The 15,983-nt window shown below is 36.6% G+C and carries 16 protein-coding genes; 4 read left to right on the top strand and 12 right to left on the bottom strand.

Annotated features, from left to right (window positions below; all coding sequences use genetic code 11):
- Positions 1–3: 3 nt before the first annotated feature.
- Positions 4–1,749, bottom strand: a complete 1,746-nt coding sequence (locus HSM_RS01370; protein ID WP_012341134.1) for a ShlB/FhaC/HecB family hemolysin secretion/activation protein — start codon at positions 1,747–1,749, stop codon at positions 4–6.
- 390 nt (positions 1,750–2,139) lie between these two features.
- Between HSM_RS01370 and HSM_RS01365 the strand changes: the two genes are divergently transcribed.
- From HSM_RS01365 to yccS, 3 genes are all read left to right on the top strand, one after another.
- Positions 2,140–2,793 carry a curli polymerization inhibitor CsgI-related protein gene (locus HSM_RS01365; RefSeq protein WP_012341133.1) on the top strand — a complete coding sequence of 218 codons (654 nt, stop codon included), beginning with the start codon at positions 2,140–2,142 and terminating at the stop codon, positions 2,791–2,793.
- A 64-nt stretch (positions 2,794–2,857) separates the two neighbouring features.
- Complete coding sequence (gene mgsA, locus HSM_RS01360) at positions 2,858–3,316, top strand: methylglyoxal synthase (RefSeq protein ID WP_012341132.1); 459 nt, start codon at positions 2,858–2,860, stop codon at positions 3,314–3,316.
- Between the two features lie 24 nt (positions 3,317–3,340).
- A complete protein-coding gene (gene yccS / locus HSM_RS01355; protein ID WP_012341131.1) occupies positions 3,341–5,506 on the top strand; it encodes a YccS family putative transporter in 2,166 nt (721 codons plus the stop codon).
- A 1-nt stretch (position 5,507) separates the two neighbouring features.
- On the opposite strand, the gene smrB is transcribed toward yccS, so the two are convergent.
- Positions 5,508–6,014: an endonuclease SmrB gene (gene smrB, locus HSM_RS01350; RefSeq protein ID WP_011609506.1), complete on the bottom strand. Its 507-nt coding sequence runs from the start codon at positions 6,012–6,014 to the stop codon at positions 5,508–5,510.
- 84 nt (positions 6,015–6,098) lie between these two features.
- Between smrB and prmB the strand changes: the two genes are divergently transcribed.
- The gene (prmB, locus tag HSM_RS01345; RefSeq protein WP_011609507.1) at positions 6,099–7,052 is read left to right on the top strand and encodes a 50S ribosomal protein L3 N(5)-glutamine methyltransferase; all 954 of its coding nucleotides are present in this window, start codon (positions 6,099–6,101) and stop codon (positions 7,050–7,052) included.
- 314 nt (positions 7,053–7,366) lie between these two features.
- Here the strand turns inward: prmB and HSM_RS01340 are convergent, their stop codons facing one another.
- From HSM_RS01340 to HSM_RS01295, 10 genes are all read right to left on the bottom strand, one after another.
- Entirely contained in the window at positions 7,367–8,419 is a 1,053-nt protein-coding gene (locus tag HSM_RS01340) for an AI-2E family transporter (protein ID WP_012341130.1), read from the bottom strand.
- Positions 8,419–8,757: a nitrogen regulatory protein P-II gene (glnB, locus tag HSM_RS01335; protein ID WP_011609509.1), complete on the bottom strand. Its 339-nt coding sequence runs from the start codon at positions 8,755–8,757 to the stop codon at positions 8,419–8,421. The genes HSM_RS01340 and glnB overlap by 1 nt, the downstream gene beginning before the upstream one ends.
- A gap of 42 nt (positions 8,758–8,799) precedes the next feature.
- Positions 8,800–9,384, bottom strand: coding sequence for a molybdopterin adenylyltransferase (gene mog, locus HSM_RS01330; protein WP_011609510.1), 585 nt, complete (start codon positions 9,382–9,384; stop codon positions 8,800–8,802).
- 60 nt (positions 9,385–9,444) lie between these two features.
- Positions 9,445–10,080 carry a ribonuclease HII gene (rnhB, locus tag HSM_RS01325; protein ID WP_012341128.1) on the bottom strand — a complete coding sequence of 212 codons (636 nt, stop codon included), beginning with the start codon at positions 10,078–10,080 and terminating at the stop codon, positions 9,445–9,447.
- Positions 10,081–11,250: a lipid-A-disaccharide synthase gene (gene lpxB / locus HSM_RS01320; RefSeq protein ID WP_012341127.1), complete on the bottom strand. Its 1,170-nt coding sequence runs from the start codon at positions 11,248–11,250 to the stop codon at positions 10,081–10,083.
- Between the two features lie 81 nt (positions 11,251–11,331).
- Positions 11,332–12,120, bottom strand: a complete 789-nt coding sequence (gene lpxA, locus HSM_RS01315) for an acyl-ACP--UDP-N-acetylglucosamine O-acyltransferase (protein ID WP_012341126.1) — start codon at positions 12,118–12,120, stop codon at positions 11,332–11,334.
- 13 nt (positions 12,121–12,133) lie between these two features.
- Positions 12,134–12,589 (bottom strand): 3-hydroxyacyl-ACP dehydratase FabZ, encoded by a 456-nt coding sequence (gene fabZ, locus HSM_RS01310; RefSeq protein WP_011609514.1) that lies wholly within the window; start codon positions 12,587–12,589, stop codon positions 12,134–12,136.
- An 82-nt stretch (positions 12,590–12,671) separates the two neighbouring features.
- Positions 12,672–13,559, bottom strand: a complete 888-nt coding sequence (locus tag HSM_RS01305; protein ID WP_012341125.1) for a VirK/YbjX family protein — start codon at positions 13,557–13,559, stop codon at positions 12,672–12,674.
- Between the two features lie 109 nt (positions 13,560–13,668).
- Positions 13,669–15,003: an argininosuccinate synthase gene (argG, locus tag HSM_RS01300; RefSeq protein ID WP_012341124.1), complete on the bottom strand. Its 1,335-nt coding sequence runs from the start codon at positions 15,001–15,003 to the stop codon at positions 13,669–13,671.
- 93 nt (positions 15,004–15,096) lie between these two features.
- On the bottom strand, positions 15,097–15,927 hold the full coding sequence (locus HSM_RS01295) for an SDR family oxidoreductase (protein ID WP_011609517.1): 831 nt from the start codon (positions 15,925–15,927) through the stop codon (positions 15,097–15,099).
- Positions 15,928–15,983: the final 56 nt, after the last annotated feature.

The raw sequence follows: 15,983 nt of genomic DNA, 5'->3' as shown, positions 1-15,983 counted from the left end.
AAATTAAAAGGTTAAGCCGATATTAAAGCCGGTTACGGTATGCGATGTTCTAAAACCGCTCGGCTTGCTTAATGGCCGTCCAATAAATACATCATAATAAAAATGCGTCCAACTACCACGCAGACCTAAAACTGTCCCCATTAAATGATGCCCTAATCGTATTCCATCACTACGTCCCATCACTCTACCGCCATCTAAGGCTAAGTAAACCCAATGTCCTTTATTTGCAATATTCCAACTGAGTTCATTACGCCATAGCCAACCTCGCTCGCCCGATAAGGTAAGCTCACCGTCAAATCCACGCACCGTATAACGCCCACCAATGCTCAATCTATCTTGTTGAATAAGAGGAGTTTTATTCCATTGAGTGGACCAAGTCGTATTAAATGCCAAGGGTTGCTTCCCCATATAGAAAGGATAATTAATGTCTACCGAGGCGGTAATAATTTTAGGACGAGAAGTACCGTTTCCCCAATATTCTTCCGGTGCCGCTATGGTGCGACCTACACCTGTTCCCCATTTAAATCCTAGAGAAAGCTTCAGTGTTACTGCCTTAATATATTCAATATGGCTAAGGTTGAGTTGCCAACCAGCCATTCGGCGACGTTGAACATCAATTTCAGCATCATCAATGTAGTTTTTCGAGTGGCGAGACCAAAAGCCACCTGAAATTGTGGTTTTACGTACCGCATCTCGATAAAGACGATAGGCAAGATTCAAATTGGTTGTCTCACTACGCCCTGCATAGAGGTAAGTATTATCAAACGCCCCAAAGACATCTTGATGATAATCTGTTTTATACAATGAGGCGGAGAGTGCCCAATAACCCAAAGGAACAGAATAATAGAAGCCATAGTTTCTCGTTGCTCGACGCCCCGAATTATCGCTGTGACGTTTTAAGCTATGTGTGAAAGTGGTATAGAATAAATCATTGGCAGAAAAAAGATTATCCCACGAAAGGGTGGCAGAGCCTTGCCATTTCCCCGTAGATGTTGAACCCGAATCATCTAAATTTAAGCTAAATCGGAATGGAAACCGCTGCTGATAGGTGATTTTAATATCGCTTTCACCGAATGCTGAACTGTTATCAGCCGGAAGAATGTCGATATTGGCATCTGCAGTTGGCACACGTTTGAGATTTTCCAAGGATTGTTCAATATCACGGATATTAACTAAATCTCCCTGTTTAAATGCCAATGCGGTTTTAGCTGTCAGTTTACTAAACCAAGGGAGACTACTTACATCGGCAATAATCGTATGGCGAACTTGACCGGGAATAACCGTTAAAGAAAATACGCCTTGCGTTAAATTTTGTTCGCCGGCAACCACTCTGGTTGTGATATAGCCTCGTTCAATCACATTATTTTGCACCTGTTTCATCAAAATCCCTAGTCCTTGAGTTCCGAAACAATGCGGTAATTGGAGGTTTAATTGCGTAACAGCTTTATTCAGTGCCCATTGAAATTGGCTAGGTTTTGTCTTGTTATCGGAGGAGTAATCTACAATGGAAAGATGTTGAATGGGATAGCAAGGAGATTCATTAAAGGGAAGTGCGGTAGGTTTTTCTGAAGAAATTTCCATTCTCACATCGGGATCGGAACGAAGTCGTTCACTTTGCTGTTGAATTTGTTCCTTTTGGCGTTGTTGCTGTTGGGCATCAATACGATTTAATTGGAGGAGCGGTCGTTCTACCGCCGACAATAATGATGAAAAACCGCAAAGCCAAATTAATACCGACATTTTTTTCATATGTAGCCCTACAGAAATGAAGAAATCGTACGAATCAATGAGAAATTGCATCTTCAGGCGGTCTATTCGAAAATGAATAAAAAGTAAAGCGGGTTGATCAATCAGGGACTATATAGTTGGTTTATTTGAGAATGGCTATCTATCGTGATTCGAACATTTATGATTCGGTTTTCCACAGCGTCAAAATTTCTTCTCGAATATACTAAATGAAAAAAAACTAAGAAGTAAATTTGCTTTCTTTTTTTACTTATTCACTACAAAAATAGAAAAAAATCAAATAATCGAGTTTTTTCTATTCCCATTTTATTTAATTTGGAATAGCATACAGGGTTAGCTTTTTCTAAAAGCGGATAAGTTTATATTATATTTCCTGAGGCTATAGGAGCAATTATGAAATTTTCTTTTGCAGCACTTGCAAGTGCAATGCTATTAACAAGTACAGCAGCTTTTGCCGGTATAGTAACCAGTTCATCAAACATAGATTTCTTAGCTATTGATGGACAAAAAGCTAATAAAGATCTATTAAAATCTACTAAATCATTTAATATCAATGAATCGCAAACTCACCAAGTCGTCGTTCGTGTTTCAGAAATTGTTCGTCATGGCTCAGATCGTTCTTTATATGAATCAGATCCTATTGTTGTTACATTTCAAGGCACAAACGAAGACGTAGTTATCTCAGCCCCTAAACTGGAAAATGAACGAGATATTAAAAATTTTAAAGATTCACCGTCTGTCATCGTCAAAACAAATAGCGGAAAAATAATTGCGACAAAACAAGAAATACTGAAGCAAGAAGGTTTCCTTCCAGGGGCTAACCTAATTGATACATTATCTGAATATAATGCATCCGGTTCTGTTGCTTCAGTTTCCAACTTTGCAACGGCAATGCCTGCTGTTGCTCTCGGATTTGCTAAAGCACAAAAAGGAAAAGTTGTTGTACAAGGTGAAAATATTGCGGAGCAACAATTACAGTTTTGGTTCCAACAAGCAGATAAAGAAACTCAAGCTCGTTTCATCAATTGGGCGAAAAATCAAAAATAGTTTTATAACCGGTTTTTAACTCAAAAGTGGGCCTAAGCTCACTTTTTTATTAAGGATTATCATTATGCAAACAACCTATCGCAAATTGGCAAAAAACAAAAAAATTGCTTTGGTTGCACACGATCACTGCAAACAAGATTTGATACAATGGTGTCAAACTAACCGCACTTTACTTCAACCTCATATTCTTTATGCAACGGGGACAACTGGAAATTTAATTCATCAAGAAACGAATTTAGAAATCAAAAATTTACTTAGCGGTCCTATGGGAGGAGATCAACAGTTGGGTGGCTTAATTGCAGAAGGGAAAATTGACTTGCTGATATTCTTTTGGGATCCAATGAATGCAGTTCCTCATGATCCTGATGTCAAAGCCTTAATGCGTATTGCAACTGTTTGGAACATTCCTGTTGCGATGAATATTGCTACTGCTGATTTTTTAATTAGTTCTCCTGCATTCCAACAAGAAACTGAAATTCGTATTCCGGACTATCAAGGTTACTTAAAAGAGCGGTTAAAATAATAAAAAGTTTAGAAAAAATATAAAATGACCCCTTGGATTAATACAAAAATCATTCTCTCCATTCCTGTTTTTTTAGCAGTAAATATAGTGACATTCTCTATTTGGAAACTAAATATTTCCGAACAGTCTATGCCATTAATTTTAGGTATTATTGCAGGCGGACTGGTTGATTTGGATAATAGATTAACAGGACGACTTAAATATGTATTTTATACATTAATTGCTTTTTCTATTTCCTCTCTTAGTGTACAACTCACCTTAGGGCATGGAATTGAATATTTGTTATTAATGACCGCTCTTACCTTTTTATTTACCATGGTTGGTGCTATAGGGCAAAGTTATAGCACTATTGCTTTCGGTACACTCGTTGTAGCTCTTTATACAACATTAACTTATACACCAAATGTTTCTTGGTATATCAACCCTATTTTAATTTTATGTGGCACATTACTTTATAGTTTATGCACGGTTTTTGTTCATTTAATGTTTCAAAATCGCCCTGTACAAGAAAATATGACAAAAGCTTTTCTTGCTTTATCAGAATATTTAGACACAAAATCACTTTTTTTTGATCCTGATGATATTGAACAATTAGAAAATAAACGTGTCATTCTTGCCATGAAAAACGGTAATTTAATTACTGCCTTTAACGCTTGTCGTACAGCATTATTTCATCGCATTCGTGGACAACATAAACATCGCCGTACGACAAAAATGATTAAATATTATTTTGCTGCACAAGATATTCATGAACGAATTAATTCAAGTCATTTTAATTATCAACAATTATCAGAGCAATTAAAAAATACGGATCTTATTTTTCGTATCCAACGCTTATTAGAGCTACAAGCACAATCTTGTCGTGAAATTGCTCATAGTCTGCAATACAATAAATCCTATTCGTACAATCCTCGTTTGGAACAAGCGATTTTAGGTATTAATCAGTCGTTTGAAATACATTATCAAAACAGTCACTTAAATCAATTACAACGACTTGCCATTAAAACATTAATCGACAATTTACAGGCAGTTAATTGGCAATTACACCATATGGATCAATATTCGGAAAATACAAATGAACGATCTGAAGGAACGCAAATATATACAGAGCAGATCATTGGTTTAAAAAATATGTGGCGTACAATTTGTAGTCATTTTACCTTTGAATCACAACTTTTTCGCCATGCAATACGCCTATCTATCATTGTTTTTGTTAGCTGTAGTTTAGTAGAAATATTTAATTTGCAATTGGGTTATTGGATCTTACTTACTGCTGTTTTCGTATGCCAACCCAATTATTCGGCGACTAAGTTAAGATTAAAACAACGTATCATTGGTACAATTCTTGGCGTGGTAATCGGTTCTCTATTGCCTTACATACATCCAACTTTAGAATTGCAATTAGGTTTAGTTGTCGTCACTAGTACATTGTTTTTCTTTTTCCGTAGCAATAATTATAGCTACTCTACTTTTTTTATTACACTACAAGTCTTAATTAGCTTTAATATCATGGGATTTGATTTAAATAACGCTCTATTATCTCGCTTAACCGACACATTAATAGGCAGCTTTATTGCTTGGAGTGCTGTTTCTTATTTATGGCCGGATTGGAAATATCTACAACTAAATAAAGTGATAAAACAAGCGATAAAAGCTAATGCTAAATACTTTTTATATATCATTAGCCAACTATTATTCGGCAAAGGTGATCCGCTAAAATATCGTATTGCCAGACGGCAAGCACATGAATATGCAACCGCATTAAGTACAACCCTATCAAACATGAATAGCGAACCTAAAAAATATCAAGCCTATTTGCAAGAAGGATTTGAACTGGTCAAAATTAACTATTCGCTACTGAGTTATATTTCTGCTTTAGGTGCATATAGAAAAAATATGCAGAAAATTCAGCAAAGTGCGGTGTTTTTAGGGGAGTTTTATCCTATCGCCAAAAAATTACTTCATGTCCTTGAGCATATTGAAACTTTAGAACGAGATAATTTTGAAAAATTATTGCTAAATATTGAGTTTTCTTTAAAACAATTTAGTGATGAACATGCTGATCAGTTCAATCGAAATGAAGTCGCAATTCCATTGCAACAACTTAATCTGATTAACCAAATATTACCCGCACTTTATACGGCTTTCCGGCAAAATCAACGTACATCTAAACTTGATGCTAACAAATAATCTAAACGTCCAACAATACCAAAATTGCAGCGTCGCCTCCCCATTCTCTGGGTGCCTGATGTAACGCTCTTACTCTTGGATGTTGCACTAGCCAACGAGGTATTTGTTGTTTTAATGTATAAGTTCCATATCCCGTCATAATGCAAGCACAATAAACATGTTCCTTTTCACAGGCATGAATAAGGCTTGCCAGCTCAATTTTTGCCTCTTTACGTGTCAAACCATGTAAATCCAAAAAAAGTTCAGGCGAGAAATCACCACGGCGTAATTGCTTTAACAAATAACGATCTTCATGTGGACGTAAATATTTAACCGTGCCATCTTCATTTAATAAAGGTTCATATTCATCTGAAAAGAAAAATAAGGTATCTTCTTTTTCTCGAACATTGCGAATCTCCACTTTATTTTTTAAATTTCGATGACGTGGTGCAATAAAAATATTCTGTTCTATCTTTTTTGCTCCTTGAATTTCACGATGAAATAGTTCTATATCTTCATCATTTAACATACTTTTCCCTATTTTTAAATTTAACTTACTCATTATGAATAACTATGGTATAACTACGCCGTTTATTTGATTGAGAGAATTAATATGAGTACCATAAATCAGTTTAACCAAGAACTTGTAGATTGCATTTTAACAGATCAGGTTCAGAACAGCCTACATACAATACAAGATTTTCTCAGATGGACCTATAGCATTTTTAACCGTTCAGATATTTATTATGGGCATGGTTATGATAATGCTTGGGATGAAAGTCTTCAGCTCATTTTAACCGGATTACACCTCCCCCTAGATTTTCCCGAAAAACTTTATAATTCAGCACTCACGACTTCAGAGAAAAATTCACTCATTCAATTAGTTATTGCTAGAATTGAGCAACGTTTACCTATCGCCTATTTAACTAATAGTGCATGGTTCTGTGGATTAGAATTTTATGTAGATGAACGTGTTATTATTCCTCGTTCACCAATCAGTGCTTTAATCACGAATAAATTCAAAGGGTTACTCCAACAAGACCCAATCAGAATTTTAGATCTTTGTACTGGAAGTGGCTGTATTGCTATTGCTTGTGCAGAACAATTTACCCATGCAGAAGTTGATGCGGTTGATTTATCTATTGACGCATTAAATGTTGCTGAAATCAATATCGAGCGTCATAACCTCACCCATCGTGTATTCCCTATTCAGTCAGATTTATTCAAAAATTTACCGCTCGATCAATATGATTTGATTATCACAAACCCACCTTATGTGGATGAAGAAGATTTGCAGGATATGCCTATAGAATTTCATCATGAGCCGGAAATGGCTTTAGGCTCCGGAATTGACGGCCTGACTATTACTAAAGAAATTTTGGCAAATTCTGCTGACTATCTTACTGATAATGGAATACTAATTTGTGAAGTTGGCAATAGTATGGTTCATTTAATAGAACAATTCCCAGAGGTGCCTTTCCAATGGTTAGAATTAAGAAATGGCGGAATAGGCGTATTTGCACTACATAAAAAAGACTTAGTAAAGTACAAAAAGAAGTTTTTATAAGATAAAAGGCATCTGAAAAGAAAGATGCCTTTTGTAGATATATTGCGTCAATTGACGTCCTCCCCTAGCTAAAGCAAGGAGATTTCTACCAGCTCCCATTGCAAGCAATGGGCTACTCTCGGAGGGTTTCTGCTGCTGACCGCCAATGCGATTCACTTCACAGACGCTACGGGCACGTCCTGCCCTGATTATGCCGTCATTGAGAGTCTAAAGCGACCTCTGTTAGCAGTAAGAAGTATATCATATTTGTGCCTTATATCCACGCCCTAAAGGACGTGGTTTTACGGCACTGTCTGATAAAAAATAAATTTTCGTCATTTAACATTTTGCACATCGCTTACATCACCTAATAACTCAGCATATTTGATTGTATTTGGATTTGCCTCTAATGCAATTTTTAATCCCATTGTCAGAGGAACGGAAAGTAACATTCCCACTGTTCCTAATAACCAACCCCAAAATAAAAGTGATAGAAAAACAATTAAAGTCGATAGTCCCAATTTTCTGCCCATCATCTTAGGTTCTAAAACGTTACCAACCACAGTATTAATCAAAATAAATGCAATACTGACAACTAAACCCGTGATAAATCCATTTAATAAAAAACTTTGCACAATAACAGGGACTGCCGCAATGATAGATCCTATATTAGGAATATAATTCAATAAGAAGACCAAGGTAGCCCATAAAATAGCATATTGAATATCAAGGACGGATAAAACAAAGTAAATGCACAATCCTGTCATCACACTAGTAATCGTTTTTACGCCTAAATAGCCGATAACGCCTTGTAGAATACGTTCAATATAATTTTGTTGAGTAACAGTATTTTCAGTAACGATTAATTTAGTAAATTTTTGCTTTACAGTAGGTGCTTCAGCAAGCATAAAGACAACTATCAAAAACAACACAAAAATATTTGTTACCACATTCGAGAAGCTCAACAAAAAACGACTGACAAATTTCATGATAATGCTAGGATCAAAATCATCATTAATACTATCGGTAGAAAAAAATAAAGGAATATTAAAATGATGAGCAAAAGCTAACAAATCATTTAAACGTTGTGACAACAGTACCTTGTATTGAGGAATAGATTGAGTAAACTCCTGAACAGTATTACTAATTAAACTGGCTAAAAAATAAAATAACACCACAATTAATACAAAAAGCAAAGTAATCGCAAGCCAATGAGGTATTTTCCGTTTAGTCATAAAATTCACCACAGGTGAGCAAATAATCGCAATAAATAACGATAATAGAAATGGCACAACAATCTCACTGGCGAGTTTAATGCCACCTAAAATAACGATAATTGCAGCACAAGCAACCAGCACTTGAGTTAGCGATGAATTTCTTTCAGACATCAAAGTGCTTCCTCATTTTCCTCTCTCGTACGAATACGAATGACACGATTTACATCATACACAAAAATTTTGCCGTCACCAATTTTACCGGTTTGTGCGGTTTCAATGATTGCCTCAATACATTGTTCGACAATTTCATCAGGCACAATAATCTCCATTTTGACTTTTGGTAAAAAGTCTACCATGTATTCGGCACCACGGTATAACTCTGTATGTCCCTTCTGACGACCAAAACCACGCACTTCCGTTACCGTCATTCCGGTAATACCGATATCAGCTAAACTTTCACGTACATCATCTAATTTAAAAGGTTTAATAATTGCTTCAATTTTTTTCATCATCTTCCTCAAACAAAATAAAAAAGCTACCGCACTTTTCAACTATAAAGTACGTCTTGCCGACTTCGGTCTAAAACTTTCAATTACATTGGGATCTGTATCAATATAAATCCCATCAATCAGTTGCAAACAATAAGGTACTGCACTGAAAATCCCCTTCACAATGACGTTACCATGTTCATCTTTAACACCTTCGAGCGTTTCTTTAATTGCTTTGGGTTGCCCGGGTAAATTTAAAATAAGGCTATTTCTACGAATAACACCAACTTGACGAGATAAAATCGCAGTAGGCACAAAATGCAAACTCACTTGACGCATTTGTTCACCGAATCCTGGCATTTCACGATCGGCAACAGCCAAAGTTGCATCAGGTGTTACATCTCGTTTTACAGGACCAGTACCGCCTGTAGTTAAAACCAAATGACAATGGCAATCATCCACTAATTCACAAAGTGTTTTTTCAATTAAGGTTTGTTCATCGGGGATTAGGCGACTTTCCACTTCGAATGGATCGCATAAAGCAGATTTTAACCATTCAAGCAGTTCAGGAATACCTTGATCTTGATAGACACCTTGTGATGCTCGATCAGAGACTGAAACTAAGCCAATTTTTAAAAGCGTAGCCATATTATTTCCTTTTGAAAACTGAGTTCTCATTATACTCAATAACAGGTTCTAACATAATATTTATTTTTGTATTTTGAAAACGTACTCGTGATTTTTTGACAATAAAGTTGATAACAATTTTTTCACCGGTGCAAAACTACGACGATATTCAGGTAATACCCCGAATTGAGCTAATCTTTCCAAATGTAATTTTGTTGGATAACCTTTATGTTGTGCAAAAGCGTACTCAGGATAACGTCTATCCAGTTCTATCATTTCTTGGTCTCGAGCAACTTTTGCTAAAATTGATGCTGCACTTATCTCAGCAACCAGACTATCGCCTTTTATCACCGCTTGTGCCGACATCGGCAATTGAGGAATACGGTTACCGTCAACCAATACAAAGTGCGGTTGAATTTTCAAATTTTCTACCGCTCTTTGCATTGCTAACATAGTGGCATGCAAGATATTTAACTTATCAATCTCTGCCGGTTCTGCCCGTCCCAAACTCCAAGCTAACGCTTTTTGTTTAATTTCTTCAGCCAAAAGCAAACGCTTTTTTTCCGATAATTTTTTACTGTCTTTTAGCCCTTCAATTGGATTATGCGGATCTAAAATAACCGCCGCCGTCACTACGGCACCCACTAAAGGTCCTCGACCAACCTCATCAACGCCTGCAATGAATTCCACATTCGGATAAATAAATACATTTGTCATTTATACCTCATCATTTAATAAATCAATAACTGCTTGTGCCGCCTGTTTATCAGCATCACATCGAATCAGTTGATGTAATTGAGTAAATTGTTGAATTAAATGTTGACGATTTTTAATCCCACTTTCCGTTTGCTCCAAATAAACAGATAATTTTTCAGCTAATTTCTCAGCAGTACAATCCTCTTGAATCATTTCAGGCACTAACATGTCATCTGCTAATAAATTTGGTAACGAAATATATTTTGTTTTAACTAAACGCTTTGCAAGAAAGTAAGTAAAAGGTTTCATTTTATAACCCACTACCATTGGCGATTTACATAGCATACATTCTAAAGACGCTGTACCAGAGGCAAGTAAACTAGCCTCAGCAACAATCATCGCTTGGCGTGCCTGCCCATCTAGAAAAATGACCTCTAAATGCGGTGCAATTTGGGCTTTAATTTGTTCAAACTGTTTACGTCTTTTTTCATTTACCAAAGGCACTAAAAATTGAACATCGGGAAAACGCTGCTTGATTAATTGTGCCGTTTGTAAAAAAGGGGGAGTTAAAAATTGAACCTCTGCCTCTCGACTTCCAACTAAAATAGCCACATAACGATGTTTTGGCTCCAGATTAAGTTGGAAGCAAGCATCTTGGCGATCCGGTTGCAAATCGATGATGTCCGCCATAGTATGCCCGACAAAGCGACAAGGCACATTAAAACGATCATAAAATGCTTTTTCAAAAGGCAAAAAAGCTAGTACCAAATTCGTTGCTTGAGCAATTTTAAAAATACGCTTTTGTCGCCACGCCCAAACGGAAGGGCTAACATAATGAAGCGTCTTAATGCCTTGCTTTTTGAGTTTTAACTCTATATCCAAATTAAAATCCGGTGCATCAATGCCAATAAAAATATCAGGCTTTTCCGCTAACATAGTATCAATGACTAAACGACGAATTTTCAGCAGACGAGGCAAATACTTGATTACTTCTACCAACCCCATGACAGCAATGTCTTCCATATCAACTAACGTTTTACACCCCTCAGCCAACATGTTTTTACCGGCAATCCCAATAAAACGTGCCTGTGGATATTGTATTTTTAACGCTCGAATAAGACCTGCACCGAGAATATCACCGGATACTTCGCCTGCGACAATGCCAATTGTTATATTTTTTTTATCTATCATAAAAACACCATAAAAAATAACCGCACTTAAAAAAAGTGCGGTTCATTCCTATTTTATTACAACATTATTTTAGGCTACCCATTAACGAATGATGCCACGTGTTGATCGAGTGAAAAAGTCAAGGAAAAAACTCACCGCACTTTCAGTTTGTGCATAATTTTCAATTTCAGGAATGACTTCCTCAAGGGTTTTGCCACTGCGATAAATCAGTTTATACACATTACGAATTGCATGTAGTGTCGGCTTATCAAAACCACGGCGTTTTAGCCCCTCTATATTTACTCCGAAAGGCCGTGCATGATTGCCTTGTGCCATCACATAAGGCGGCACATCTTGACTTACCATAGAACCACCACCTAGCATTACATGTGCACCAACAATAACAAATTGATGAATGGCTGACATACCGCCAACAATAACAAAATCACCTAATTCAACATGTCCTGCTAACGTCGCATTATTGGCTAAAATACAACGATTTCCAATTTGACAATCATGTGCAATATGAGCATTAATCATCAACAAGTTGTCATCACCAATACGAGTTACACCACCACCTTGCACTGTCCCACGATGAATAGTCACACTTTCACGAATACGATTACGATGACCAATAATCGTTTTCGTTGGTTCACCTTGATATTTAAGATCTTGATTGACTTCACCAATGCTGGCAAATTGGAAAATTTGGTTATCTTCCCCTATGGTAGTTACTCCCTTCACGACAACATGGGAATGTAACGTGGTACCTTTACCAATTTGTACATCGCTTCCCACAATACAAAAAGGACCAATAACAACATTTTCACCAATTTTTGCACCTTCTTCGATAATAGAAGAAGGATGGATTTTTGCAGTCGAATGAATCATTTTTGCTCCTTAATTATCTACGAGCACACATTAATTTGGCTTCACAAGCTACTTCACCATTTACACTCGCCACACCAGTAAAAGCGGTAATACCACGGCGTTCCCTAATGACTTCAACTTTTAACATCATTTGATCTCCCGGTAAAATAGGACGTTTAAAACGTGCCTCATCCACACCAGCAAAATAAAATAGCTCTTTATTACTTAACTCGTGAGTTTTGAACGCCAAAATCCCCATCGCTTGTGCTAATGCTTCTAAAATTAATACCCCCGGCAAAATAGGTTGGTCAGGGAAATGACCTGTAAAACAAGGTTCATTTACACTCACATTTTTAATTGCGGTTAACCATTTCCCTTCTTCATAATCAGTTACACGATCTACCAATAAAAACGGATAGCGATGAGGGAGAAGTGTCATAATTTCTTTTGATTCAATTATTCTTGCAATACGTTCAGTTGTCACAGTCATACCTTTAAATTAATAAAACAAACTAAAAATCAATAGCAACTCATTATATGCCATTTAAAACTTGAATACCAAATAGAGCGGTCTATTTATTCAAATTTTCTTTTCCAAAAATCTCAGTTATATTTTTTTCAATAAAATCAAACATTTCATAACGCTTGCGATACATGGAACGCTTTTTACTTTGAATATCTTCCAGCGTCTTACGTTCAATAACTACAGGTAATTGCCAATAGCCCTGAGGGTTTAAAAGTGCATTATTTTCTTGCCAAAAATCATCATAATTAAATAACAAACGTGCATTGTCGTTCCAACGATATTTTCCTTGATTTTTATGTGCTATGCCTAAAAGTTCACAATTCAGCTCTTTTGCTAACAATTTATACACATTTACCAACATAAACATTGGGCGTACACCATGTAATTGCTTCGTTGTCGATTTAATTAATTCTTGTGAATTATCATCACTAGGCCCTTGCACAGACGTGATCAATAATTTATTCCCTGCCAAAAAAGAAAAAGAGGCATCGTAAATACGTTGACCCTGTTTATTGCGAATATTTACCGCAAAAAACCCCTCAAAAGGATCTATTTGATTAATTGCTAAATACAAATCCAACTCATCTGTTAATTCAGCCAATAAAACCTTATCTTTTTCAACTAACAGTTGTGAGAAAGACCGCCCAAATACTTGTTCTGCTACGGAAAAATTATCCATAATTGCTTGTACACGTTGTTTTTTATTAAAACGGTTATCGCAATACTTTCTAAGTACAGCATCACAACGGTAGTAACTTTTCGTGAATATATCAATCCAAAGAGGATTATGATTTAAATAGGTAACAAAAATCTGACATTCTTTAAAACAAGTTAAACGATAAAAATAATAGCGAATACGAGTTCTTAACCGTTTTAAAAAACGTCTTTCATTAGAAAACTGATAGAAAGAAGGAAAAGAAAATAAATTTTTCATTATCAGATGAATCCGTCGTTTGTATAACCTACTTGTTTTAAAACGGAGAATTGTAGCAAAAACTAACCGCACTTAAAAGTGCGGTCAACTATGTCGGCGTGTAAAAAAACTATTTTTTATCCAATTGCGGTAACATTGAATCTTTACCTACAGTCAGTAATCCGGTATGTGTATAAATACCCAATTTATCACGCGTATCCGTAATATCAAGATTACGCATGGTAAGTTGACCTATACGATCGGACGGATCAAACGGTGCATTTTCCACTTTTTCCATACTTAAACGTTCAGGATGATAAGTCATATTCGGTGACACTGTATTTAAAATAGAATAATCGTTACCACGGCGTAATTCTAATGTAACTTCACCGGTTACCGCACGGGCTACCCAACGTTGAGCTGTTTCACGTAACATCAATGCTTGCGGATCAAACCAACGTCCTTGGTATAATAAACGCCCTAAACGCAACCCATTGATACGATATTGTTCAATAGTATCTTCATTATGGATCGCCGTAACCAAACGCTCATAGGCGATATGCAATAACGCCATACCCGGAGCTTCGTAGATGCCACGACTTTTCGCTTCAATGATACGATTTTCAATTTGATCGGACATTCCCAGACCATGACGACCGCCGATGCGATTGGCTTCTAAAAAGAGTTCGACCGCACTTGAAAAAGACTGACCGTTTAATGTGACAGGAACACCGTCTTCAAATCCGACCGTCACTTCTTCCGCTTTCACAGTTACATCATCACGCCAAAAGGCAACACCCATAATAGGCTTAACAATACGAATACCGCTATTGAGATATTCTAAATCTTTTGCTTCATGAGTGGCACCTAACATATTGGAATCCGTCGAGTAAGCTTTTTCAGCAGACATTTTGTAATCAAACCCGTTTGCGATTAAAAACTCGGACATTTCTTGACGGCCACCCAGCTCATCAATAAATTGATTATCCAACCAAGGTTTATAAATACGTAAACTCGGATTAGTTAATAACCCGTAGCGATAAAAACGCTCAATATCATTGCCTTTGAAAGTGGAACCATCGCCCCAAATATTAACATCATCTTCTTTCATAGCTGAAACAAGCATGGTACCTGTTACCGCACGACCTAAAGGCGTAGTATTAAAATACGTTACACCGCCTGTGGAAATATGAAAGGCTCCGCATTGAATAGCGGCAATACCTTCATGAGCAAGCTGATTGCGGCAATCAATTAAACGAGCTTTTTCTGCACCATATTCCATCGCTTTACGAGGAATAGCATTATAATCTTCTTCGTCAGGTTGACCTAAATTAGCGGTATAAGCATAAGGTACTGCACCTTTTTGACGCATCCAAAGTAATGCTGCACTGGTATCCAAACCACCGGAAAAAGCAATGCCTACTTTTTGACCAATTGGAAGATGTTGTAAAATTGTATTTGACATTTATGACCTTCTTTTTTGCATTATAGATTTTTTTTTGAATAAATTATGCATATTATTGCATTTTTTTGATTAAAAATGCAAATCGGATATTTTTTATTTTCTTTCAAATAACATCAAATAAGGATCTGGACACTGATAAACAAAACTGAGCTCTCGGCAAATTTTATTCGCTAAAATAACACGTCTTGGATCTTGTTCCGAACAAATAAAGTGCGGTGCTTCCAGTGCTAATTTTTCTGCTATCTGTGAGTAATATTCTGCTCGAGTCGGATGTTGCGGTGCGACCAAATGATATAAACGCTGGGAACTTGGTGTTTCCAATAACAATTGAATAGCTCTTGCACAATCATCAACATGCACCAAATTGATCGGCATATTCCCTGCTGATAATTCGTCTTTTCCCGCTAAAGAATAAACGGGATGACGATCCTCGCCCACCAGTCCCCCAAAACGAATAATATCGCAGTCAACATCTTTCAGCTCAAACAGCCATTGCTCAATTTCAAGCAATGCTTTACTCATTTCTGACTGGGGTACAATCTGACTTTGTTCATCAAATTCGCCTGAAACATCAGGAAATACAGAGGTTGAGCTGATAAAAATAATATGTTGAAGACCGTTTAACAATGCCTCATTCACTAAGTTTTTAACGCCCTGTACGTAGTGTTGTAAATGAAAAAAATATTGACTCGGTGGAATATTGATAACTAAAGCATCCACAGAAAGTAATGCAGTTAGATCATCGGGATCAGCATTAATATCGGGTGTGAGTTCCAGATGATAGGCTTCCAATCGAATTAAACGCATTTGCTCCACGCCTTCATGTGTGCGTTTGGTGCCTTTAACTTTCCAACCCAAATTTTTTAAATGACGGGCAAGTGTTAAACCTAACCACCCTAACCCTACGATTGAAACAGCTCTCATATTATCTCAAACTTATTTCATGGCAAAAGTGCGGTCAAATTTAACAAATTTTCACC

This window comes from Histophilus somni 2336 (assembly GCF_000019405.1).
Classification (GTDB): Bacteria; Pseudomonadota; Gammaproteobacteria; order Enterobacterales; family Pasteurellaceae; genus Histophilus; species Histophilus somni.
Note: the sequence above shows the minus strand (reverse complement) of the source record. Positions and strands in the feature narration are given on the sequence as shown.

Excerpts from the sequence above, each read along its gene's own strand:
- fabZ (WP_011609514.1), bottom strand. The coding sequence starts at position 12,589 with ATGACTGTGACAACTGAACGTATTGCAAGAATAATTGAATCAAAAGAA.
- HSM_RS01365 (WP_012341133.1), top strand. The coding sequence starts at position 2,140 with ATGAAATTTTCTTTTGCAGCACTTGCAAGTGCAATGCTATTAACAAGT.
- smrB (WP_011609506.1), bottom strand. The coding sequence starts at position 6,014 with ATGTTAAATGATGAAGATATAGAACTATTTCATCGTGAAATTCAAGGA.
- glnB (WP_011609509.1), bottom strand. The coding sequence starts at position 8,757 with ATGAAAAAAATTGAAGCAATTATTAAACCTTTTAAATTAGATGATGTA.
- HSM_RS01295 (WP_011609517.1), bottom strand. The coding sequence starts at position 15,927 with ATGAGAGCTGTTTCAATCGTAGGGTTAGGGTGGTTAGGTTTAACACTT.
- mgsA (WP_012341132.1), top strand. The coding sequence starts at position 2,858 with ATGCAAACAACCTATCGCAAATTGGCAAAAAACAAAAAAATTGCTTTG.
- prmB (WP_011609507.1), top strand. The coding sequence starts at position 6,099 with ATGAGTACCATAAATCAGTTTAACCAAGAACTTGTAGATTGCATTTTA.
- yccS (WP_012341131.1), top strand. The coding sequence starts at position 3,341 with ATGACCCCTTGGATTAATACAAAAATCATTCTCTCCATTCCTGTTTTT.
- lpxA (WP_012341126.1), bottom strand. The coding sequence starts at position 12,120 with ATGATTCATTCGACTGCAAAAATCCATCCTTCTTCTATTATCGAAGAA.
- HSM_RS01305 (WP_012341125.1), bottom strand. The coding sequence starts at position 13,559 with ATGAAAAATTTATTTTCTTTTCCTTCTTTCTATCAGTTTTCTAATGAA.
- mog (WP_011609510.1), bottom strand. The coding sequence starts at position 9,384 with ATGGCTACGCTTTTAAAAATTGGCTTAGTTTCAGTCTCTGATCGAGCA.
- HSM_RS01370 (WP_012341134.1), bottom strand. The coding sequence starts at position 1,749 with ATGAAAAAAATGTCGGTATTAATTTGGCTTTGCGGTTTTTCATCATTA.
- HSM_RS01340 (WP_012341130.1), bottom strand. The coding sequence starts at position 8,419 with ATGTCTGAAAGAAATTCATCGCTAACTCAAGTGCTGGTTGCTTGTGCT.
- rnhB (WP_012341128.1), bottom strand. The coding sequence starts at position 10,080 with ATGACAAATGTATTTATTTATCCGAATGTGGAATTCATTGCAGGCGTT.
- argG (WP_012341124.1), bottom strand. The coding sequence starts at position 15,003 with ATGTCAAATACAATTTTACAACATCTTCCAATTGGTCAAAAAGTAGGC.
- lpxB (WP_012341127.1), bottom strand. The coding sequence starts at position 11,250 with ATGATAGATAAAAAAAATATAACAATTGGCATTGTCGCAGGCGAAGTA.